This window comes from Bacillus sp. SIMBA_031 (assembly GCF_046535225.1).
Lineage (GTDB): Bacteria > Bacillota > Bacilli > Bacillales > Bacillaceae > Bacillus > Bacillus velezensis.
Window position 1 is genome coordinate 1286526 of record NZ_JAWRXC010000001.1, and the last position, 21882, is coordinate 1308407.

The following is a 21882-nucleotide window of genomic DNA, read 5'->3' on the forward strand; positions in this document are numbered from 1 at the left end:
ATCCCACACCACGAAAGCCGCGTTTATGCGGCTTTTATTCCGTTTGGCTGACATAAGCCGCCATTTCGGCATCCGTCAGTTCCAAAAGAGATGAAGTCGGGAGCGCTTCAAGAAACAGCTGTCCGTATCCCGCCGTTTTTACACGCTGATCTAAAAGAACGATTGTTCCCTTGTCTCCCGCCGTACGGAGCAGGCGCCCGATCCCCTGTCTGAACGTTAACACGGCCTCAGGCAGGGAAATCGTCTGAAACGGATTTTTCCCCTGTTTCTTGGCAAATTCGCATTTTGCGGCATGAAGCGGATTGTCAGGCGCCCTGAAAGGAAGTCTTGCGATCATGACGGTTGACAATTCATCCCCCGGAAAATCAACGCCTTCCCAGAAATGATTCGTCCCAAGCAAAATCGCCCGGCTTGCCGTTTTAAAGGTTTTCATTAATTTACCGGGACTCCCGCCCGAAATACCTTGGGCGAGAAGCTGAATGCCTGATATCTCCATACTGAGTTTCAGTTCCTGATACACTTTTTTCAGCATATCATGAGACGTAAACAGGACAAGGATCTTCGGCTGTTTTCCCTTTGACATGATTTCTGCATACTTGGCAATATGCTCAATGACTTCCCGCTCTCCGTCATATTTAACGGATTTCATCTCTTTCGGAATGATGACGTTCATCTGATCATCGTAAGAAAAAGGAGACGGGATGCTTTTGGTGCGCGGATAAAAATCCGCAAGTCCGAGCCTTTCAATCATAAATTGAAAAGACTGCTCCACCATTAAGGTCGCTGATGTGAGCACAACGCTTTTTTTGCGGGCGAAAAACTGGTCTGCCAGCATTTCACCGGGCTCCAAAGGCTGCGCATAGATGCTGACGGCATTTTTTGCGCCCTTCGCATCAATTTCAACCCAAACGGCTTCTTTCTCATCATTTTCAAACAGCAGCCTGCTGAACGTATCACGATATTCTTTCAGCCCCCTGATACACTTTACATATTCGGCCGCTAAAAAAGCCGCTCCGCTTTTCATCTGTTCAAGCTTTTGATGTAACAGTTTCTCCTGTACTGAAAACATGTCAAGCAGCTGATCCAGCATCGCGCAAAGCCGCTCCGCTCCGTCCGTTATCATGTGAAACCCTTTATCCTGGCTTTTATGATTGAGACTATAGACGAGACGGTTCAGATCGTCTTTAGGTTTTCTTCGTTTGACAAAAGAATGCACTGAACTGAAAAATGCGTTGCTTTCCGATTGAATATGCTTCATCCACTCATCGGCGTCAAAAAAACTTTCCGCCGGCAGTTCATACGTATAAAACAGTTTTCTCATCCGCTTTAACAGTCCGTGTTCCTTTAAGGTGCCGATTCGGCTGAGCTTTGTGTGCAGTCCGATGTATGAAGCTCTCTTCCCCAGGTGCTCGCTGGCAGCGCGTTCGAAATGATGCGCTTCATCAATGATGATTGTTCCGCTTGCAGGCAGTTTTTTCGTTTCACTGCTTTGATCTGAAAACAGCAAAGCATGGTTTGTGATAATCAGATCTGCGGCCTGCGCTTTTTCTTTAGCCCGTTCATAAAACCCGGCAGCCGAGTCCTTCCCTTTTTTAAAAAAAGAATTCTCATCGTAAGCCATGCGCTCCCACAGCAATCTGCCGCCTGATGGAAGATTCAGCTCAGCGGCGTCGCCCGTTTCAGTCTCCGTCAGCCAGACGAGAAGCTGCGCTTTCGTCAAAACCGCATCATAGTTGTCATCTTCCTCATGCAGAATATGTTCAAACTTAGGCAGGCACAGATAATGTGATTTCCCTTTTAAAATAGCAGCTTTGACCGGCCAAGGAAACATACGCTCCAAAAGCGGGAGATCTTTAGACATGATCTGCTGCTGCAAAAGAGTAGAGTACGTGCTGATAATCACGGGAGTCTGCTCCGCTTTGGCAAATAAAACAGCCGGAACGAGATAACCGATCGTTTTTCCGATGCCGGGCGCCGCTTCAATCAGCGCATGCTCCCGATTGCGGAAGGCGCCAAGCACTTCATCCATCATCGAAAGCTGCCCTTTCCGCTTTTCATAGCGGGGGATGATATCGGATAAGATCTGTTCTTTTTCTTCGTTCCACTTTTCAAGGTCAATGGCCGCATTCACCGGACGGGAAACCGGAATATGATCGGGCTCTTTAATTGAAAAAGAGGCGTATGGAATGCAGCTCTTTTCTTCCGCCGGCCTGCTTTCATGTATAAAAGAATCCAAAAGCAGCGTCAAATCGCTGATAAAATGCTGTGAAAGCCTTCTAAGCTGCTTTAACGTCGGTAAAGGCAAATGTTTCAGTTTATGTAAAATGTCTAAAAAGACCAGTCCCGTAACCTCCGCATCGCTGTCTGCGCGGTGAGGGCGGTCATGAACAATATTCAGCTCCGCGCACAACTCACCGAGCTTATATCCTTCAAACTCCGGGAAAACAATACGCGAAAGCTCAACCGTATCAAGCACTTCACAATCCGGCAGCTCATAGCCCACTTCGCTCAGTTCATGCCGGACAAATCCGAGGTCGAAATGAATATTGTGGGCAACAAAATACGCGCCGTCAAGCAGATGAAAAATCTCCTCTGCGACCGCTTCAAACGGCAGTTCATTTTCAACCATTCCGGACGAAATTCCCGTCAGCTGTTCAATAAACGGCGGGATGACCTGATTCGGATTGATATATTTTGAAAACCGCTCAGTTATTTGTCCATTTTCAATGACAACCGCTGCGATTTGAATGATTTTATCGCCCTTTTTCGGCGAATTTCCTGTTGTTTCGACATCTATGACAACGAACCGTTGTTTGTTCATTAAAATGGACACCTCAATTCTTGCATACGAGAAAAGTGTAACACGTTTTGTTGAGAAATGGAGCCAAAAAACAGCTTTTGCCCCTAAATCTTAAAAGAAAACCCCCATGAAGGGGGCTCTTTTACAAAATCGTGTGTGCCGGCTCCTGGCCCAGCATCTGCTCGATTTTATTCTGATCATCCAGAACGGCCACCTTCGGCTGATGGCTTTTTGCTTCCTGATCAGACATCATTTGATAAGAAATAATAATGACTTTATCTCCTTCTTGGACGAGACGGGCGGCTGCTCCGTTTAAACAGATGACGCCGCTCCCCCGCTTACCGGGAATAATATACGTTTCAAGTCTCGCTCCGTTATTATTATTCACAATCTGAACTTTTTCATTAGCGAGCATTCCGACGGCATCTAAAAGATCTTCATCAATCGTAATGCTGCCGACATAGTTTAAATTGGCTTCCGTCACGGTAGCGCGGTGCAGTTTTCCGGCCATCATAGTGCGGTACATATTATGATCTCTCCCATTCATCAATATCAATAATGATATTATCAATCAGTCTGGCTTTAGAAAATTGGACGGCGCAGGCCAGAATGACCTTGCCGTTTAATGTTTTAAGCGGAGTCAGCTCCGGATAAGCGTACAGTTCGGCATAATCAATGACGCCGCTTGTGTTTTCGATGATATCGGTGACGGTTTTTATAACGGTTTCCGGATTTCTTTCACCGTCTCTGATCAGTTCGGCACCTTGCTGCAATGCTTTATAGATCATCGGCGCTTCTTTGCGTTCCTGCTCTGTCAGATAGACGTTGCGAGAGCTTTTGGCAAGTCCGTCTTCTTCTCTGACCGTGTCCACTGCAACCAATTCGATATCCATAAAGAAATCCTCAATCAATCCGTCCACAACCGCTGCCTGCTGGGCATCTTTCAGGCCGAAGTAGGCGCGGGTCGGTTTAACGAGATTGAAAAACTTCGTCAGCACAGTGGCCACTCCGTCAAAATGGCCGACGCGGGAGGCGCCGCACAACACGTCAGTTCTCCTTTTCACTTGCACGGCAACATTTTGCTCGCCTTTATACATATCACTTGGAGACGGCGTAAACAAAACATCTGCCCCCGCCTGTTCTGCAAGCCGGGCATCGCGCTTTAAATCCCGCGGATATGCCTCGTAATCCTCGCCCGGTCCGAATTGAGTCGGATTGACAAAGATGCTCATCACGACAATATCGTTTTCTTTGCTTGCTTTTTCAACCAGCGTCAGATGTCCTTCATGAAGAAAACCCATTGTCGGGACGAATCCGATCGTCCGGCCTTCTGAGCGGTATTGTGCAATCAATTCTTTCAGCTGTTGAGTTTCTGTCAGTTGTTTCATCGCTTACTTTCCTCCGTACAAGCCTTGCAGCACAGTTTGGTTTATCTGAAAGGAATGCTTTTCTTCCGGGAAAACCCGTTCTTTCACATCACGGACGTAATCGCTGAGGGCCGACTCAATCGTGCCGTCGATTTTGGCGTATTGCTTCACGAACTTCGGTGTTCTGTCCACGCCGTGGCCGACGACGTCATGATAGACAAGGACTTGGCCGTCCGCTTTTGAACCGGCTCCGATTCCGATGACAGGAATGGATACTTCTTCTTTTATTTTAGCAGTCAGTTCAGCAGGCACGCATTCAAGCACGAGCATCATCGCTCCCGCCTGCTCGCATTTGATGCTGTCTTCAATGAGCTTTTTCGCGCTTTGCTCATCTTTTCCCTGCACTTTATATCCGCCTAATACGCCGACAGACTGCGGTGTGAGGCCTAAATGGCTGACGACGGGAATTCCGCCGAGAGTCAGCGCGCGGATGGATTCGAAAACGCCGTCTCCGCCTTCCAGCTTTAACGCGTCCGCGCCGCTTTCCTGAATAATGGCCGCGGCGTTTTTCATTGTATCTTCTTTTGAAAGGTGGTAAGACATAAACGGCATGTCAGTTACGATAAACGTATTTTTCGCACCGCGTTTTACCGCTTTTGTATGGTGAATCATGTCACTGACCGTTACGCCGACTGTTGAATCGAGTCCGAGCACGACCATTCCGAGCGAATCCCCGACTAAAATCATGTCGACTCCCGCCTGTTCCGCAAGCTTTGCCTGCGGATAATCGTAAGCGGTCAGCATCACGATCGGCTCTCCGTTTTCCTTCATTTTCATGAAATCCAGTTTTGTTTTCATTCTGTTTCTCCTCCTCTAAACGGTGAGGAGATGAGCCGCCAATTCTTCGCAAGCAAAAAAGCCTTCTGTAAAATAAGAAGGATCCCACTTGTTTAACGTTCGGCGAATGTCATCCCTCTGTCCCAGTCCTTTTTTGGATCAAGGCAGACTTTTCGTAATCTCTGTTCTGCTGATCAGGTGCAGTTCATTATGATACTGCCCATAGGAAGTATACCAAATTCACGAGGCTTGTACCAACTAAGATTAATTGAGCTCAATATCGGCAGAATATATCTTCTTTATGCCGTCTTTCGTTTCCAAGAGAAGAACTCCCTCATCATCAATGCCGAGCGATTTCCCGTAAAACGTCCCTTGCAGCGTTCTCGCTCTGAGCTCATTCCCCAGTCCGACCGCATAGCTTTCCCATAGCAGCTTGATCGGTGTAAAGCCGTGGTTCAAGTAATCCTGATAGCGTTTTTCAAAAGTCAGCAGAATCTCTTGTATCAGACCCGCTCTGTCAATTTTTTCGCCGGCTTCCATGCTCAGGCTCGTCGCAATGTCCTGAAGCTCGCCGGGAAAATCGGTTTCCTGCTGGTTCACGTTGATGCCGATCCCGAGAATAACCGAACGGACACGGTCTTCTTCCGCCTGCAGCTCAGTTAAAATCCCGACGGCTTTTTTGCCGTGAATCATTAAATCATTCGGCCATTTAATGGCGGGCTGTACGCCTGTAAAAGCCTCGATGGCCTGTACGACCGCAACGGCGGATAACAGGGTGAGCTGCGGCGTTTTTTGCAAAGGAACGTCGGGTCTCAGAATGAGGCTCATCCAAATCCCGTTTCCCTCCTGTGAATGCCATACTCTGGCCATTCTTCCTCTGCCAGCCGTTTGTTTATCGGCGACTACGAGCGTTCCTTCCGGCGCGCCGTCATTGGCAAGTTCATGAGCGGTTTTTTGGGTGGACGGCAGGACGTCCCGGTAATGAAGCTGTTTGCCCAAAACCTCTGTTTTCAGCCCGAAACGGATTTCGGATTCACTGAGTTTCCCCGGTTTTTTAATGAGCCTGTACCCTTTTCTTCTGACCGCCTCAACCTCATAGCCCTCTTTGCGGAGCTCCTCTATATGTTTCCAAACGGCGGTTCTCGAGCAGCCGAGCGCGTCACTTATTTTCTGCCCGGAGATAAAGCCGTCACCCGCCTCAGAAAATAAATCAATTAATCGGGTTCTTAATGTTGATCCCATGATGCGAGCCACTCCTTTATGTCATGTTTTCGGTTAGGGAGCTTCCCTGCCAATACCGCTTCTTCGATCCGGCGAAGTTCTTCGGCCACCCATTTACCCGCGCGGCGGTTTCTGAGCTCCATCAGATCAGCGCCTGAAATGTCGAGGTCTCGAAGGCTTTTGATCGGCAGCTGCTCATACAGGCTCTGAACCTCTTTCAGCTTTTGTTCATCAATCGTCTTATGCTTTTTCAGCATCCCGATTTTAACGGCTGAAAACAGCGCCTCTCCCGCCCGGTACATCGCTTCCGCTTCCAGCTGCACCGGATAAACGCTTATGATTTGCACCGCTTTTTTTATGACTTTTCCCGGCAGTTTCCATTGTTTTAAAAACGCCTCGGCGATTTTCGGGCAAAGACCGAGAAGCAATAACAGCGCTGCCCAGCGTTCTTCGCGTGCATCTAAAGAAGAAAACGGAAAGCCGCTTGCTTCAAGCATTTGCTGCTCATAACCGGAAAGGCCGGGCAGCTCTTGTATCAGACCTGTTTGCACCATCGTTTGAATCGCTTCTTGTGAGGAAACGCCCTGCAGCAGCTTTTCAAACTCGACGGTCTTTCGTTCTACTGATACATGTGCCAAAAGCTCCCTGTCTTTCATGATGGCCTCTCTTGTTTCTTTTTCTAACAGAAAGCCGAGCTGACTCATAAAGCGGACGGCTCTCATCATCCGCAGAGCGTCTTCCCGAAAGCGGTCTTCAGGGTTACCCACCGTACGGATCAGCTTTTGTCCGATATCATGTGCGCCTCCGAAATAATCAAGCAGCTCTCCTTCGGCAGACATCGCCATCGCATTAATCGTTAAGTCTCTCCGCTTTAAGTCTTCTGATAAAGAAGTAATGAACCGCACAGCTTCAGGGCGCCGGTAATCCTTATATTCTGATTCGGCACGAAAAGTGGTGACTTCATAGGTTTCATCTTCCCACAGGACGATGACGGTGCCGTGCTCTTTTCCTACATCGACAGTCCGCTTAAAGAGACGCTCCACCTCATTCGGCGAAGCGCTGGTTGCGATGTCCACATCACCTATTTTTCGTTTCATATAGCTGTCTCTGACGGCTCCCCCGACAAAGTACGCCTGATGGCCCGCCTTCATCAGATGATGAAGGATGGGGAGGGCTTTGACAAATTCCTGTTCCATAAGATCACTCCGGTCCTGCCAATTCGTCATAAATCCGTTCATACTGACTGACGATTCTTTGCGAAGAAAAGGCGGTCTCCGCCATTTTCAGCGCATGATCAGTCAATCGTTTGCTGAGCTGTTTATCTTCTAAAACGGCAAGCGCTTTTTCAGATGCCGCCTGAATATCGCCGACTTCCACCAGAAAACCGCTTACTTGATCTTTAATCACTTCCGGGATTCCGCCGATATTTGTTCCGATGCACGGCACGCCGCAGGCCATCGCCTCAAGGAGGACGAGTCCGAAACTTTCTTTTTCAGACAGAAGAAGCTTAAGGTCGCTGATGGAATACAGCTCTTCCACCCTGTCCTGATTTCCGAGGAGCAGCACTTGATCCTGCAGTCCGTATTTTTCGACAAGCTGCCAAGCGACGCACTTTTCCGGCCCGTCGCCGACAAGCAGGAGCTTCGCCTTTGTTTTGGCTGCGATATTACGGAAAACGCGGATGACATCTTTAACACGTTTTACTTTTCTGAAGTTCGAAACATGGATGACGACTTTTTCATCCGGCAAAATGCCATGTTTCTCTTTTATACTCTCTGTATTTTTCTTAAGATAAACACGTTCATCAATAAAGTTGTAGATGGTCTCAATTTTTTTATCCGGCTTGATTAAGTCATATGTTTCTCCGGCAAGCGCGGTTGATACCGCCGTCACTCTGTCGGACGCTTCGATGGCAAAACGGATTAAATCTTTTAATGACGGATCATATCCTAAAACGGTGATGTCCGTACCGTGAAGCGTCGTCACGATGCCGATGTCGCGCTTGAGCATCTGCTTGGCAAGATAAGCGCATACCGCATGCGGCAGCGCATAATGCGCGTGGATGATATCAAGATTTTCCCTTGCGGCAACCTCGGCGATTTTGCTCGCCAGCGTAAGGTCATAAGGCGGATATTTAAATACCGCGTATTGGTTGACTTCCACCTCATGAAAATGAATATTCGGATGATATGTATTTAATCTGAACGGGATGCTTGATGTGATGAAATGAACCTGGTGCCCTTTTTCCGCAAGCAGCTTGCCGAGTTCCGTCGCAATAATACCCGAGCCTCCGACACTCGGGTAGCATGTAATCCCTATTTTTAATGGTCTCATTGTCCGCCCCCAAAAACATCATCATTCAAAACGGGAAGCTGTTTTGAAAAGAAGCCTTCAGCATACCCCGTCCCGGCTTCTTTGCCATACAGTCTTTCCCGCGCTTCCACCATTTCGATATAACCGTTGGTCAGCGGTGTGTTCACTGACTGCGCCGTAGGAATAAACTGGCTTTGATAGGCGTGCAGACTTTCTTTTTTCAGATCGATGGTTTCCGTTATGTCGATTACAAAGTCCGGACGGTGAAACCCGTTGATCATATAATAGTATACGCGCTGAGCCTTATGAGCCGGCAGTTCCTGATGATCTCTGTATTTATGAATTCCCGCCGAGAACACCGCCTCTTCGACCAAAGCCGCCGCATTGCCGTGGTCAGGATGGCGGTCTTTCGGATAAGGCATGAAAACGGTTTTCGGCCGGCAGGCTCTGATGACACTGACAATCCGGCGGATGCCGTCCTCACTTTTCAAAAGCCCGCGGTCGGGAAGCGTAAGCTGGATTCTCTCTTTTACGCCGAGAATTCGTGCCGCCTCTGCCGCTTCTTCTTTTCTTATCCCTACCGTTCCGTTGGATGATAGTTCGGCCTCGGTCAAATCGCATATCACCGCGGTTTTTCCTTGAGCCGTAAATTTTGCGATCGTGCCGCCCATACCGATCTCGACATCATCACTATGGGCGCCGAACGCCAGAATATCAACGTGTTCAGACATTCGGCTCTCCTCCGCGCACAAGATTGCGGAAATCAAATGCCCCGCCGTCCAGTGTCCGGACGAGGATTTCCGCTGTTCCCATATTTGTGGCAAGCGGGATCGCGTATACGTCACACAGCCGGATCAGCGCCGAGACATCCGGTTCGTGAGGCTGCGCAGTTAATGGATCGCGCAGAAAAATGACGAGATCCAGGGCATTTGCTGCAATCAATGCGCCGATTTGCTGATCTCCGCCGAGCGGGCCGGATTGAAAACGTTCAACGGACAATCCGGTCGCTTCCTGGATTTTCAGGCCTGTCGTACCTGTCGCGTATAACTCATGATGGCTCAGTATATCTTTATATGCGGTCGTAAACTGAACCATATCCTGCTTTTTTTTATCGTGAGCAATCAAAGCGATTTTCATTTGATGTTCTCCCCCTTGCCGATTCAGTCGATAATATTTTCGAGTCCGTATACAAGCTGGTCGATTTTCATCACTTGCTCCACTGACAGCTTCACTCCTGACATAAAGGAAGCCCGGTTATAGGAGTCATGGCGCAGTTTCAGCGTCTGGCCGTCCATGCCGAACATGACTTCCTGGTGGGCGATAAGACCCGGAAGACGCACGCTGTGAAGGCGGATGCCGTTTAATTCAGCACCGCGGGCGCCCGGCAGAATTTCTTTTTCATCAGGATGGCCCTGCTGCTTTTCTGTACGGACGCTTGAGATCATTTCCGCTGTTTTCAGCGCCGTTCCGCTCGGGGCATCCAGCTTTTGATCATGATGAAGCTCAATGATTTCTACATCTTCAAAATAGTTGGCGGCCATTTGTGAGAACTTCATCATCAGCACCGCGCCCAATGCAAAGTTCGGAGCGATGATGGCGCCGATTCCTTTCTCTTCAGTCAAGCCTTGAAGTTCCTCTAAATCGGCTTCAGAAAATCCGGTCGTTCCCACAACGGGGCGGACGCCGTGTTCAAGAGCGGCTTTCGTATGTTTTTTGCCGATTTCAGGCGTTGTCAAATCGATCAGCACATCCGGTTTTGTTTCTTGGAAACATGCGCGGATATCCGTATAAATAAGAGCGTCTGAATCAGCTGACATCACTTCCCGCAATGTTTGCTGATCGTATGTATGGTCAATAGCGCCGACAAGCTCAAAATGAGGCGTGCGGACGGCAAGTTTTACGGCCTCCTGGCCCATTCTGCCTCTCGGTCCGGCGATGACGACTTTAATGGTTTCATTTGACATGGTTTCTCCTACTTTCCTTCTTCTTTTCTAGTCCAGCGGTCTTTATCACGTGTATTAAATTTATGCATGACGCGGTTATGAGCTTCCTCCAATGAAATATCAAGGGAGTTGGCGAGGCAAATCAGGACGAACAGCACATCGCCCATTTCCTCTTCCATGCTTTTCTCATTTTCCGTCGTTTTCTTCGGCTTTTCCCCATAATAATGGTTGACTTCTCTTGCAAGTTCGCCCAGTTCTTCCGTGAGACGGGCCATCATGGCAAGCGGGCTGAAATAGCCTTCTTTGAATTGGCCGATATATTCATCGACCTCAGCTTGTAAGTCTTTCATCGTTTTGTCACTCACTGTGCGAATACCTCCTGTCATCTCTTCCATGTTAGCTAATTCAAGTACATTTGACAAATGTTAAAAACGGCAGTTTGCTGTTTTCTTTTGTATCCACTATAATATTTACGCAATCTTATGGAAGGAAAAGGGGTTTGATGCAATGCTTGGAGAAATCAGAATCAAAAACATTTGCTTTATTTTAATCGGCGCCGCTGTTTTTTCATTCGGACTGGTTCACTTTAATATGCAGAACAATTTGGCGGAAGGCGGATTTACCGGCATTACGCTGCTTTTATATGCGTTATTCCACATCAGCCCTTCTATTTCCAACCTGGTATTGAACATTCCTATCTTTTTCATCGGCTGGCGTATGCTCGGCCGGACGATGTTTGTCTATACCCTGATCGGCACCGTCTCTCTTTCTGTTTTTCTGAGTGTTTTTCAGCGCTACGAAATTCATATGCCGCTGTCCCATGATTTAGCGCTGGCTGCCTTATTCGCCGGTGTATTTATCGGCGCGGGTCTCGGCATTATTTTTAAATACGGCGGCACGACGGGCGGGGTCGATATCATCGCCAGGCTGATCAACAAATTTTTCGGAATCCCGATGGGCCGGACGATGTTTGCCTTTGACGCCTGTGTCATTTTGCTTTCTTTGTTTACGTATCTTTCTTACAAGGAAGCGATGTACACGCTTGTAGCCGTTTTTGTCGCTGCGAGATTGATTGATTTTATCCAGGAAGGCGGCTATGCCGCAAAAGGGGCAACGATTATTTCTTCGAAAAACGATTTGATCCAGCAAAAAATCATTGAAGAGATGGAGCGCGGCGTCACCGTTTTAAAAGGACAGGGATCATATACAAAAGAAGACAGGGACGTTCTTTACTGCGTCGTTCCGAAAAACGAAATTGTGCTTTTGAAAAGCGTCATCACTTCCGTTGACCCGCACGCCTTTGTTGCAGTAAGCGACGTCCATGATGTGCTCGGCGAAGGATTTACGCTTGATGAAAATAAAAATCCGATCAGACGATAATAAAAAGGCGGCTTTTGCCGCCTTTACTGTTCGTGTTTCCATTTGACAACCGGTGATTTTTTCTTTTTCAATCGGCGGACGAATGCCGGACTGACATTGAGCGTCTGCTCGACGAAGCGCTGCGGTGTCAGTGCCAGCCATTGGTTTAAAGAGACGTCTTCGAAACGGTCGCTTTTGAAGATTTCCAGAAAGCGAAGCACGGTGTCACCGGTATTCTGAACATAATGTCCCATTGCAAAAGGAACATATCCTACGTCACCCGCTTGATAGTTAAATGTCCGCGCTCTTCCCTCCGCCGCAAACACCGTCATTTTCGCTTCTCCTGAAAGATAATACTGCCACTCGTCCGTATTCGGATGCCAATGCAATTCTCTCATGCCTCCGGGTTCGACCTCCACAAGAGCTGCGGCAATCGTTTTTGACACCTTAAACGTTTTTGAATCGACAATCTTTACTCTTCCCCCGCTGGTAACAAGAGGCTCCTGCCGGGAAAGCTTGTAGCTGAACGGCTCCAAAACGGTGCCTTCCGGGGAAGAAACTGCTGCCTGTTCAATCGGGGGAGGCGGTTCCAGCTGGAACATGTAACGCTCTTTCTTGTGAATGTAGGCCAAGTCATATCCGGGAACACCGAAGTTCGCCTCCAGCACGCTGCGCGGGGTGTGGGCAAACCAGTCCGTTACTGAAAAGGTGCTGTTTTCTGAAAAAGAGCCGTCATCAAAGACAAGCAAAAACTCACTTCCCCGTTCCATCCCTTGAATGGAATGAGGAATGCCGGAAGGAAAATACCACAGATCCCCTTCACTTACGTTATCAATAAAATTCCGCCCATTTTGATCAACCGCAGTTAAACGGACTTCTCCGTTAATCACATATCCCCATTCGGCTTCTTTATGCCAATGAAGCTCCCGCACAGCTCCCGGTTTCAGTCTCATGTTCACCGCCGCGATGTTTTTTGATACCGGCAGTTCCCTGACCGTCACCTCTCTGGACCATCCGCCGTCTTCAAGCCTCATATGCGTATCAGAAAATGAGAATTTCAAGTTTTGAACCGTTCCTGCATCCGTTGAGGGCGGAACGAGCATGTCAGGATTCTGAAAGTCACGTGCGAGGTTTCGCGGTCCTTCGTCAGTCGCCCCTTTTCTGCCTCTGATCGGCTGCGGGAGGTGTTTTGAAGCCAATTGCTGGATGAGTTTTTTCACTGACTTAGCTCCTTTACAGCAATTTCTGTTTATTTAGACTTAGGATACTCACGCTTTTTCTCTTTCTTTTTTTCCGCTCTGTATTTTCGGTAGCCGACATATGTCAGCGCAGTAATAATGATACCGCCTGTTGTCAGAATGACCCAGAGCAGCGAAGGGTCAGCGTCATCCCGCTCCACCTTGTCAAAAACCCGCTTTAAATCCTGCTGCAGGAGCGTCAGACGCTCAAGCTTTGTTCCTTTTGTCATCTGCTGAAACCCGTCCTGCTCAATCACCTCGATATGTTTCGCCACCGTATCAAGCTGGCCGGCCGACACATCCATTGTCAGGCTGGGATAAATTAAATCATATAATGATATAAATTCATTCCACTTTTCATTGAAATTTTCACTTCCGTTTCCGCTGACATCTTCTTTTAAGGCGCTGAATGTCGCCATAATCGGTCTTTCAAGCGAACCCCACAGCGGATCGGAGTGGTCTTCCATCGCATCCATTACCAACCTGAACTGGGCGGCTGCCCGGATTTTTTCGGTATCTGAGGCGTCTGCCTGTTTCAGAACGCGCACTAAATCATTGAAACCCAGAGTCACCTGCCTGACTTCGGCGCCGCTCAGTGAGTTTACGTGTGTCATTTTTTTCTTAAAGTAGCCAAGCACTTGCAGAGCCTCATCATACTGCGAATGCCGCGTCATTTGGAAAACGGTATCCGAAAGGTCGTTCAGTTCCTTGAGACCGCCCTCATCTTCAGCTTTGGCAGTTGTGATGAAACACATAAGAGCAAGTAAAAGACAGATCGTCAGCTTTCGTTTCATAGAGGTCCCTCCCACTCCTTCTCTTTACAGAATATGAGGAGCGGGACAAGGTTAGACCAAGATTCTATCAGTGTAAGTCAAGCTTTATCCGTCTTTTGGAAATCACCAAATAGTATGCAAGGCCGAGTGAAAATATGCTCAGCCAGAATGTAGCATAGCCGATTACTTGCATATAGTCATTGAGCATTGAGTAGCGGGGCATCATGCCGAAAAGATAATCAATGACATCATTATGAAGCGTCCAAACAGCGGCAACGGCAAGATGCCATAACCGGAACCGAAAATACGGGCTGTATAAAACGCCTTGAACGGCCATGGCAAAATGTGAAGCAATCAGCATGTACCCTTCCCAAGGCATCTGCCCCATTTTGACCAGCACAAAGACATTCATTCCGACCGCCCACAGCCCGTATTTTACAAGGGTTACAAGAGCCAGCGCTTCAAACAGCGGCGCGTTTCTTCCCATGAGAAATGCCAGAAGCACGAACAGGAAAAAAAACGTCGCCGTCGGGCTGTCAGGCACAAATATCAGAAATCGGAACGGCGTGTCCGCAAGCTGCGGCACATACCAATAATAGCCGTACACCGTACCGATAAAATTAACGGCAAGAACAAGCAGAAGCATGCCGCGCAACCCTAAAAGATAAGAAATCCACCTCATACCATCAACTCTCAGTCCGTAAAAAGTATGTATCATGCAAAAAAAGCTGACATCCGGTCAGCTCTTTTCATAAAAGTATATCCTGCTATTGTCTACTTCACAATACGTTATTTCGCTGTCGTTTCAGAAATGAACTTCGCCAGCTGATCAAGCTGTTTGTCATTTCCTTTAAAAATACCGGCTGGCATCTGCCCTTTCCCTTTGACGGCGATTTTTTTAATTTCTTCCGGGCTCAGCCCGTTATCGACCAGGGACGGTCCGGCGCTTCCGCCTTGAAGATTATCCCCGTGACAGGAAATACAGCCTTGTTCTTTAAATACCTTATAACCGTCTGATTCAGTATCAATGGCGGCTTCTTTTTTGATTTTCCCTTGCTCCTCCGCCTTCGCCCAGTCATGCGTCGCGACTGACTGCCACGTTAAAAAGACCGTAGCGCAAAGCGCCAAAAGCATCATCCCGACCGCGACCGGACGCTTCCACGGCCTTCTTTCAGACCCCCTGTCGAGAAACGGAGCCAAAAGCAGCGACCCGAAGGCAAGACCCGGTATAATCATCGCGCCGATAACGGTGTAGCTCCCTGCGGCATATTCATATTTTAATAGCTGGTATAAAAATAGAAAATACCAATCCGGCAGCGGAATATACCCTGTATCCGTCGGGTCCGCCACCCGTTCCAAAGGCGGCTCGTGCACAATCGTTAAAACGAGAAATCCGACGAGGAAAACGGCCCCGACCATCCATTCTTTCAGCAGGAAGTTCGGCCAAAACGCCTCTGTCTTTCCAGGATACTCTGAATAGTCTTTCGGTATATTCGGTTTTTTTTCAGCCGGTATCCTTGAATCTCCTACAAACTTCATTCCTTTCCCCCGGTGCATGTCATCCCCTCCCTTTTATATCAGATTTGTATTAAAGCGGTCCTGAAATTCCCTGCTTGCGGATCATGACAAAGTGGGCGCCCATGAGCGCAAACAAAGCGGCAGGGAGAAAAAATACGTGAATCGCAAAAAATCTCGTCAGCGTTTGGGCGCCGACAATATCGTGGTGGCCGGCAAGAAGAGTTTTCACCTGCGCTCCGATCAATGGCGTCGCCTCCGCAATCTGAAGACCTACCTTTGTCGCAAACAGCGCCTTCATATCCCATGGAAGCAGATACCCTGTAAAACCGAGACCGAGCATCACAAAAAAGATCAGAACACCGACGATCCAGTTCAATTCCCGAGGCTTTTTATAAGCTCCCTGAAAGAAAACCCGCAGCGTATGTAAAAACATCATCACAATGACTAAACTTGCGCCCCAATGGTGCATACCCCTTACAATCTGCCCGAAAGCGACTTCATTCTGCAAATAATACACAGATTCCCACGCGTTTTTTATATCCGGCACATAATACATCGTTAAAAACATCCCGGACAGTACTTGGATAACGGTTACAAAAAACGTCAAACCGCCGAAACAATAGACAAAAGCCGAGAAATGGTGAGCGGGATTTACATGTTCCGGCACTTCATGGTCGGCGATATCCCGCCACATCGGCGTAATATCGAGACGTTCATCCACCCAGTCATAAATTTTATTCAGCATGTCACCCTTCCCCCCTAGGCTTTGCTTTTCCAAGATACAAAAAGCCGTCCTTTACTTTTTGCTCATAACGGTCAAGAGGCGCGAGCGGCGGCGTGCCCGGAACGTTCGTGCCGTCTTTTTCATACAGCCCGTAATGGCAGGGACAAAAGAATTTGTTCGGATTTTTAGGATCATTGTTCCAGTTTACGGTGCAGCCCAAATGTTTACAGATCGGAGAAAGCGCTATAATTTCATCCCCATGCTTGTAAACCCAGGCTGACCTGGATTCTTCCGATTCGTACCAGGCGTCGACTTGATGAATTTTAAAGTCAAACCGCTTCGGCTCCTTCGTTAGCTCATCCACACTGACAACCTGCACCATTTTTTGATCTCCCGTCGGTTTTAATACCGGGTCCAGCGCAAAACGGACCATGGGCATAAGCGCACTGGCGGCCATAAATCCCCCCACGCCGGTGAGCGCATAGTTTAAAAATTGTCTTCTTGATATATCTTGTTTTCCGCCCATCTCTTCCCCCCCCCTAAAGATTGACCAAAAATTAACTAAAATAGAAAATAATTCAGAGATTTGACACCCTCATAATATATGAATCTTTCAGCAAGGTCAACAGAGGCAAAACGGGTGTTTTGCGGGATGTATGGAGTTTTTAAGAATTGTTCCACTTCTGTAACAAAACGTTCAAAATTTCTCCGCACTTGTCATCCGCTATTTTTCTCTTTAAAGAGTCTTTCATATGTTCAAACGGAACGGCAGGAATGTATATGACATCAGACCCTATTTCAGAATCCTTCCATTTTTCGTCTGCCGTCAGGAACAAGGCGTGCCGGAAGTTGGTCATCACCTCTTCTTTGAGTTTTTGAAGCAGGGCGATTTGTGATTGATCTATATCAACATATGTATAAGAGGGGAATAAATATACCCGTCCCTTCAATTGGCGCTCAAGCTCTTCAGAAAGCAATTGGGTGCTTTCCCCCTGTTCAACGGCCTCTTTTAAGCCTCCTGAAGATGTTATGGAAATTAACGGAATGACAGCGGTATCAATGTAATCCGCAGATTGTAAATAGGCATCGGCATCAGCGGCCCTCCATCTCATGTCTCGTTCCTCCTCTTTACGCAACAAGCCTTGCATATTCTGCAAGGCTGTCATTTATGTGAGCTGATTCAATTGGCGGGAAAGCTTTTCAAATGTTTCTTTGTCGTGGCGGTCCAGCGCCTCGTCGATATCTTTAAGCAGCTTTTCCCGCTGGAAAGTGGAAATGGCATGTTCTAATATTTTTTCGGCCATCCCCTGATCCTGTTTATTTTCAAACAGGTCTTTCGGCAGATGCGGATTTGATTCAAGAACAGCGGCATATTCCGGCGAGCTGTAGGCCGAACGGAAATTCAGCTGGATAAATAAATCCTGCTGTTTATTTAACCGGATGTCGTGAAAAGATTTTTCCGCGTCCGTGGTCATGACATTTTCTTTGTAAAACCTAAACGGCACCTCATCAACGCAATGAGTAGACATGATAATGCCTCTCGGGCAAAATTCGGCTTGTTCTACAAAATGGACTTTTTCCATTAATGAATCATGACTCATTAAATAATTTAAAATCCAGACGCACTCCCGGCGTTTAAGCTGATAATGATTTAAAAACCAACGGATAAAATCCTTTTTTTCATTGACAGAAACAGGGGTCTGCATGTAATTCCCTCCTCTATCGATCGTATAATCTGACATCACTTATACATTCAGCAAGCATGGTCCAAAATCCTGCTTATCTTAAAAATTCATCCTCTATCCGTAAGATTGTTTCTTCAAGCTCTTCGTTTGTTCCATCCATTGAAAGCACTTGTTTTAAAAGCGGCAGCGCTTCTTTCTGGAGACCCTCTTCCAATAAGAAGTGAGCGTATTCATATAAGAAATCCCGATCATCCTGATAATGGAGATACGCAGCTTCGAAGCTTTTTTTCGCTTCAGCGTATTGCTCAAGGCCTGTATAAGCACCCGCCAAATACCAATTGTATTTCGGATCTTCTTCTCCGTAGCCGCGGACTTCCTGAATCAGATCAATAATCTCTTCAAAGCTTTCTTCTTTATGATAGACGGCTAAAAGCGTATGGAGCGCTTCCACGTAACCCGGATCGAGCGCCAGCGCTTCCTGAAGAAGCTTTTTGCCTTCTTCTGCGTTGCCGAGCTTTAACGCCATTTTCGCCGCATAGAGAAAGAGCTCTTTATTGTATTCATCGTAAGTAATGCCTTCTTTAGCGGTTTTTAATGCATCTTCATACATGCCTTCTGCCTCGTAGCTTTTTGCAAGCGGCATATAAAGCGATGAATAGGAAGGATCAAGCCCTTTTAAATCAGACAGCTGCTTGATGGCTGTTTTGACCATTCCCGCCTGATAGGCTGTGAACCCGTACCCGAAAATCGTATTCGGTTCTGTATGTTCTGCCGCCGCTTTTTCATACCATGAAATCGCTTCCTCAAATTCACCCGCCGCGCTCAATGACTCAGCCAGCCTCTGATGAACATTTACGCCGCCGATTTCGTGCCGTTCTTTTGCCGTCTCTTCATAGTAAGGAACGGCTTTTGCGTATGACCCCTGAGTGAAGTATAATTCCCCCAGAGCGAAATCAATAACAGGTTCATCTTGTAACATCGCTTTCGCCTGTAACAGCTTTTGCTCACTTACTTCAAATAAGCCCTGCATCTGATACAGATCAGCCATTAAAAGAAGGCTTTCCGCGTAAGACGGGTCTTCCGGAGAAATCGTCTCCAGCACCTCAAGAGCTTTTTCTTCTTCATCAATATCTATTAACAATTCGGCGTAAAAATTCGTCAGCTCAGACTCATCCGGATAAAGGTCATGCAGATCACTGATCAGCGCTAACGCTTTTTCGGCGTTTCCCCATTCATAGTAGAGCTGGGCTGCAATGGCTTTGTCTTCGTCTTGAAGCTCTGTTTCAGCTTTTGAAAGCGCTTTGAGTCCCTTTTCGGTTTCACCTGCTTCAACTAATTTTATGGCTTCTTGAATCAATGTATTCAAATCAGACCGGTCCTTTCTTTTCCTATACCTCATCAACCAATGAAAAGGGTTTTTTTCGGGTTATTCTTATCATAATTCAGACAGAGCCTGCCCGCAAATAAGATGCTTCACCCGGCATTATAGTTTATCAGAAAATAGTTAAGAGGAAAACGGCAAAAAAGGGGACGGCATCTTTATACGCAGACAGCACAATTTGTTCCGGCTGTATCTGTAACGAAAACGCATTCCCCCTTTCTTTTATTTTTCTGTTTAAGACAAGCTATGTCAAAGCCCAAGATTTTATGACACATGAAGAAAAAAGCCCGAAGAATCGTCTTCAGGCTTTTTTGGCTAATTGATCTAAATGCTCAAAAAATGACGGATATGAGACATGGATCGCCTCAGTATCACGGATGTCAATCGGCTCTTCTGTCAGGCATGAAGCGATACCGAGCATCATGCCGATGCGGTGGTCGCCGTGGCTTGACACATCGGCTCCGCCCGCAAGCGTTTTTTTGCCGTGTATTTTCATGCCGTCTTCAGTCGGTTCAATGTCTGCACCGATTTTCCGGAGCTCTGATACGACGGTGTCGATCCGGTTCGTTTCCTTCACCTTCAGCTCCGCAGCGTCTTTAATGACAGTTGTACCTTCAGCCTGCGTTGCCAAAAGGGCGATAATCGGGATCTCGTCAATTAAACGGGGAATGATTTCTCCGCCGATTTCTGCCGCTTTCAGATCTGAAGACTCAATAACCAGGTCTCCGTAAGGCTCCGCGCTGTCCGCTTCTGAAGGAATCACTTCAAGTGAAGCCCCCATTTGCTTTAAGACATCAATCATTCCCGTGCGTGTCGGATTCAGGCCGACATTTTTCAGCACAATCCGGCTTCCGGGAACGACAGCGCCCGCGGCGAGGAAAAAGGCCGCTGAAGAAATATCGCCGGGCACGAAAATATCAGCTCCCCGAAGCTTCTGACCGCCCGTTACGGAAGCGCTCGTCTCCGTTTCCGCAAGCTCGGCGCCAAAAGCGTTCAGCATCCGTTCCGTATGGTCTCTTGATTTATGAGGCTCAGTGACGGTCGTCGTCCCTTCAGCCTGCAATCCGGCAAGCAGCACGGCGGATTTGATCTGCGCGCTTGCAACAGGGGAGACGTAATCAATGCCTTTCAATTGTCCGCCTCTTACGGATAAAGGCGTAAATCCTCCGTCCGCTCTTCCGTCAATCGCGGCTCCCATCTGTTTTAAAGGCTCCGTCACCCTCTTCATCGGGCGCTTTGCAATACTTTCGTCGCCCGCTACCGTACTGTGAAATGGGCGTCCGGCTAAAATGCCGAGCATCAGGCGGATGGTCGTGCCGGAATTCCCGACATCAAGAAGGCTGTCAGGCTCACAAAGTGCGTCAATGCCCTTCCCGTATATCGTTACATCACTTCCGTTTTGTTCAATGGAGACACCCATTTTTCTGAAGCAGGCAATGGTGCTCAGACAATCGGCTCCGGGCAAAAAGTTTTTTACTGTTGTCGTTCCTTCCGCAAGCGCTCCGAACATAACAGAACGGTGGGAGATGGATTTATCCCCCGGAATATGAATTTCACCGTTTAAAGACGTCACTTTTTCTCTTTTCAATGTTTTCCACCTCAGTCAGCGTAAAATGTGTCATATTTGGCGCGGGATTGAATGCAGGTTTCCGCGCGCTTCCGGTCATCATCAGTCTGGAAACTGATTCTGAGAATTCCGTTAATATCTTCTCTTGTTTCGATAATGCGGATGTTGGTGATACTGATTTTTTCTTCTGCCAATATCGCCGTAATTTCCGAAATGACCCCCGGATGATCGGGAACATCGACATAAAGGTCATAAAAGGACGGGATCGCTCCTTTTTGACGGAGCGGCAGACCGTCGCGATAATCTTTCGCTTTTTTAAAATATCCGAACAGGCTGTCCGCATCTTCATTTTCTACATAAGATTCGATCGTGTCAATCTCCCGTTTCCATTCTTTGAAGCGGTCAAGCAGTTTATCTTTGTTATGAAGAAGTATGTCCCTCCACATCGCCGGACTGCTTGAGGCGATCCTGGTGATGTCCCGAAAACCGCCGGCTGCGAAACGTTTCAAATACGGATAATCTTCTTCAGCATGATGAGCCTGATGTACGAGGCTTGCAGCAACGATATGAGGGAAATGGCTGATGACGCTCGTTACGCCGTCATGCTCCTCGGGGGTCATCTCCACAAAGTGGGCGTTTGCCGCTTTCAAGAGTTCCTTCAGATGCATTACTGACTCTTTAGAAGTTGATTTTCCGGGTGTTAAAATGTAAAACGCATTTTCGAATAAAAATTCTTTCGCGGCAGCGGCCCCGGATTTATGAGATCCCGCCATCGGATGGCCGCCGACAAATTGATAGTGAGCCGGAAGCACTTTGTCGGCGTAGCTGACGACTTTCTGTTTCGTGCTGCCCACATCCGTAATCAGGAGTTCATGGGTGATGTCTGATGCGGCCAGCACATCGAGCATTTTCAGCGTTTGGGCGACAGGCGTGGCGATAATGACAACAGACGCTTGCTGCGCCCCTTCCGTAAATGAACCGGCCCGCTCGTCAATAATTCCGAGCTTCAGCGCGGCAGTGAGCTGTTCTTCCGAAATATCCACACCGATAATCCGTTTATGCGGATGCTCCTTTTTGATGGCCAATGCGATCGATCCGCCGATCAGCCCGATCCCCGCAAGCAATATAGTATCCTTCATTTCACTCATTTCCTTTT

At 47.7% G+C, this 21882-nt stretch carries 23 protein-coding genes; 1 reads left to right on the plus strand and 22 read right to left on the minus strand.

The window, feature by feature from the left end:
• Positions 1–34 precede the first annotated feature (34 nt).
• The 11 genes from dinG to SB724_RS06045 form a co-directional block, all read right to left on the minus strand.
• Complete coding sequence (gene dinG, locus SB724_RS05995) at positions 35–2821, minus strand: ATP-dependent DNA helicase DinG (protein ID WP_410570434.1); 2787 nt, start codon at positions 2819–2821, stop codon at positions 35–37.
• A gap of 121 nt (positions 2822–2942) precedes the next feature.
• On the minus strand, positions 2943–3326 hold the full coding sequence (gene panD / locus SB724_RS06000) for an aspartate 1-decarboxylase (protein ID WP_003153510.1): 384 nt from the start codon (positions 3324–3326) through the stop codon (positions 2943–2945).
• Between the two features lies 1 nt (position 3327).
• Positions 3328–4188, minus strand: coding sequence for a pantoate--beta-alanine ligase (gene panC, locus SB724_RS06005; protein WP_012117844.1), 861 nt, complete (start codon positions 4186–4188; stop codon positions 3328–3330).
• 3 nt (positions 4189–4191) lie between these two features.
• Positions 4192–5025 carry a 3-methyl-2-oxobutanoate hydroxymethyltransferase gene (gene panB, locus SB724_RS06010; protein WP_007612211.1) on the minus strand — a complete coding sequence of 278 codons (834 nt, stop codon included), beginning with the start codon at positions 5023–5025 and terminating at the stop codon, positions 4192–4194.
• A gap of 243 nt (positions 5026–5268) precedes the next feature.
• Complete coding sequence (locus SB724_RS06015; RefSeq protein WP_044802159.1) at positions 5269–6246, minus strand: bifunctional biotin--[acetyl-CoA-carboxylase] synthetase/biotin operon repressor; 978 nt, start codon at positions 6244–6246, stop codon at positions 5269–5271.
• Positions 6231–7421, minus strand: coding sequence for a CCA tRNA nucleotidyltransferase (locus tag SB724_RS06020; protein WP_410570438.1), 1191 nt, complete (start codon positions 7419–7421; stop codon positions 6231–6233). The genes SB724_RS06015 and SB724_RS06020 overlap by 16 nt, the downstream gene beginning before the upstream one ends.
• A 4-nt stretch (positions 7422–7425) precedes the next feature.
• Entirely contained in the window at positions 7426–8559 is a 1134-nt protein-coding gene (gene bshA / locus SB724_RS06025) for an N-acetyl-alpha-D-glucosaminyl L-malate synthase BshA (protein ID WP_007612214.1), read from the minus strand.
• The gene (gene bshB1 / locus SB724_RS06030) at positions 8556–9269 is read right to left on the minus strand and encodes a bacillithiol biosynthesis deacetylase BshB1 (RefSeq protein WP_003153501.1); all 714 of its coding nucleotides are present in this window, start codon (positions 9267–9269) and stop codon (positions 8556–8558) included. The genes bshA and bshB1 overlap by 4 nt, the downstream gene beginning before the upstream one ends.
• Positions 9262–9675: a methylglyoxal synthase gene (gene mgsA, locus SB724_RS06035; protein ID WP_003153499.1), complete on the minus strand. Its 414-nt coding sequence runs from the start codon at positions 9673–9675 to the stop codon at positions 9262–9264. Before mgsA ends, bshB1 begins: the two co-directional genes overlap by 8 nt.
• Before the next feature lie 23 nt (positions 9676–9698).
• Complete coding sequence (gene dapB, locus SB724_RS06040; RefSeq protein WP_071391699.1) at positions 9699–10502, minus strand: 4-hydroxy-tetrahydrodipicolinate reductase; 804 nt, start codon at positions 10500–10502, stop codon at positions 9699–9701.
• Between the two features lie 8 nt (positions 10503–10510).
• On the minus strand, positions 10511–10846 hold the full coding sequence (locus tag SB724_RS06045; RefSeq protein WP_003153495.1) for a nucleotide pyrophosphohydrolase: 336 nt from the start codon (positions 10844–10846) through the stop codon (positions 10511–10513).
• Positions 10847–10988: 142 nt separating this feature from the next.
• Here SB724_RS06045 and SB724_RS06050 point away from each other — a divergent pair, with 142 nt between their 5' ends.
• Positions 10989–11861 carry a YitT family protein gene (locus SB724_RS06050; RefSeq protein ID WP_003153493.1) on the plus strand — a complete coding sequence of 291 codons (873 nt, stop codon included), beginning with the start codon at positions 10989–10991 and terminating at the stop codon, positions 11859–11861.
• A 23-nt stretch (positions 11862–11884) separates the two neighbouring features.
• Here the strand turns inward: SB724_RS06050 and SB724_RS06055 are convergent, their stop codons facing one another.
• The 11 genes from SB724_RS06055 to SB724_RS06105 form a co-directional block, all read right to left on the minus strand.
• Entirely contained in the window at positions 11885–13060 is a 1176-nt protein-coding gene (locus SB724_RS06055; RefSeq protein ID WP_007612216.1) for an oxalate decarboxylase family bicupin, read from the minus strand.
• Between the two features lie 29 nt (positions 13061–13089).
• Entirely contained in the window at positions 13090–13872 is a 783-nt protein-coding gene (gene ypjB / locus SB724_RS06060; protein ID WP_007612217.1) for a sporulation protein YpjB, read from the minus strand.
• A 67-nt stretch (positions 13873–13939) separates the two neighbouring features.
• Entirely contained in the window at positions 13940–14533 is a 594-nt protein-coding gene (lhaT, locus tag SB724_RS06065) for a lipoprotein heptaprenylglyceryl N-acetyltransferase LhaT (protein WP_007612218.1), read from the minus strand.
• A 107-nt stretch (positions 14534–14640) separates the two neighbouring features.
• A complete protein-coding gene (locus SB724_RS06070; RefSeq protein ID WP_007409471.1) occupies positions 14641–15408 on the minus strand; it encodes a menaquinol-cytochrome c reductase cytochrome b/c subunit in 768 nt (255 codons plus the stop codon).
• Between the two features lie 31 nt (positions 15409–15439).
• Positions 15440–16114 (minus strand): menaquinol-cytochrome c reductase cytochrome b subunit, encoded by a 675-nt coding sequence (gene qcrB, locus SB724_RS06075; RefSeq protein WP_003153485.1) that lies wholly within the window; start codon positions 16112–16114, stop codon positions 15440–15442.
• A 1-nt stretch (position 16115) separates the two neighbouring features.
• Positions 16116–16619, minus strand: coding sequence for a Rieske (2Fe-2S) protein (locus SB724_RS06080; protein ID WP_003153484.1), 504 nt, complete (start codon positions 16617–16619; stop codon positions 16116–16118).
• 139 nt (positions 16620–16758) lie between these two features.
• Positions 16759–17205 (minus strand): YpiF family protein, encoded by a 447-nt coding sequence (locus SB724_RS06085; protein ID WP_003153483.1) that lies wholly within the window; start codon positions 17203–17205, stop codon positions 16759–16761.
• A gap of 54 nt (positions 17206–17259) precedes the next feature.
• Positions 17260–17799, minus strand: a complete 540-nt coding sequence (locus SB724_RS06090) for a ReoY family proteolytic degradation factor (protein ID WP_003153482.1) — start codon at positions 17797–17799, stop codon at positions 17260–17262.
• A 73-nt stretch (positions 17800–17872) separates the two neighbouring features.
• Positions 17873–19144 (minus strand): tetratricopeptide repeat protein, encoded by a 1272-nt coding sequence (locus SB724_RS06095; protein WP_410570441.1) that lies wholly within the window; start codon positions 19142–19144, stop codon positions 17873–17875.
• Positions 19145–19460: 316 nt separating this feature from the next.
• Complete coding sequence (gene aroA, locus SB724_RS06100; RefSeq protein WP_029973648.1) at positions 19461–20747, minus strand: 3-phosphoshikimate 1-carboxyvinyltransferase; 1287 nt, start codon at positions 20745–20747, stop codon at positions 19461–19463.
• A gap of 11 nt (positions 20748–20758) precedes the next feature.
• Complete coding sequence (locus SB724_RS06105; RefSeq protein WP_007612226.1) at positions 20759–21874, minus strand: prephenate dehydrogenase; 1116 nt, start codon at positions 21872–21874, stop codon at positions 20759–20761.
• Between the last annotated feature and the right edge of the window lie 8 nt (positions 21875–21882).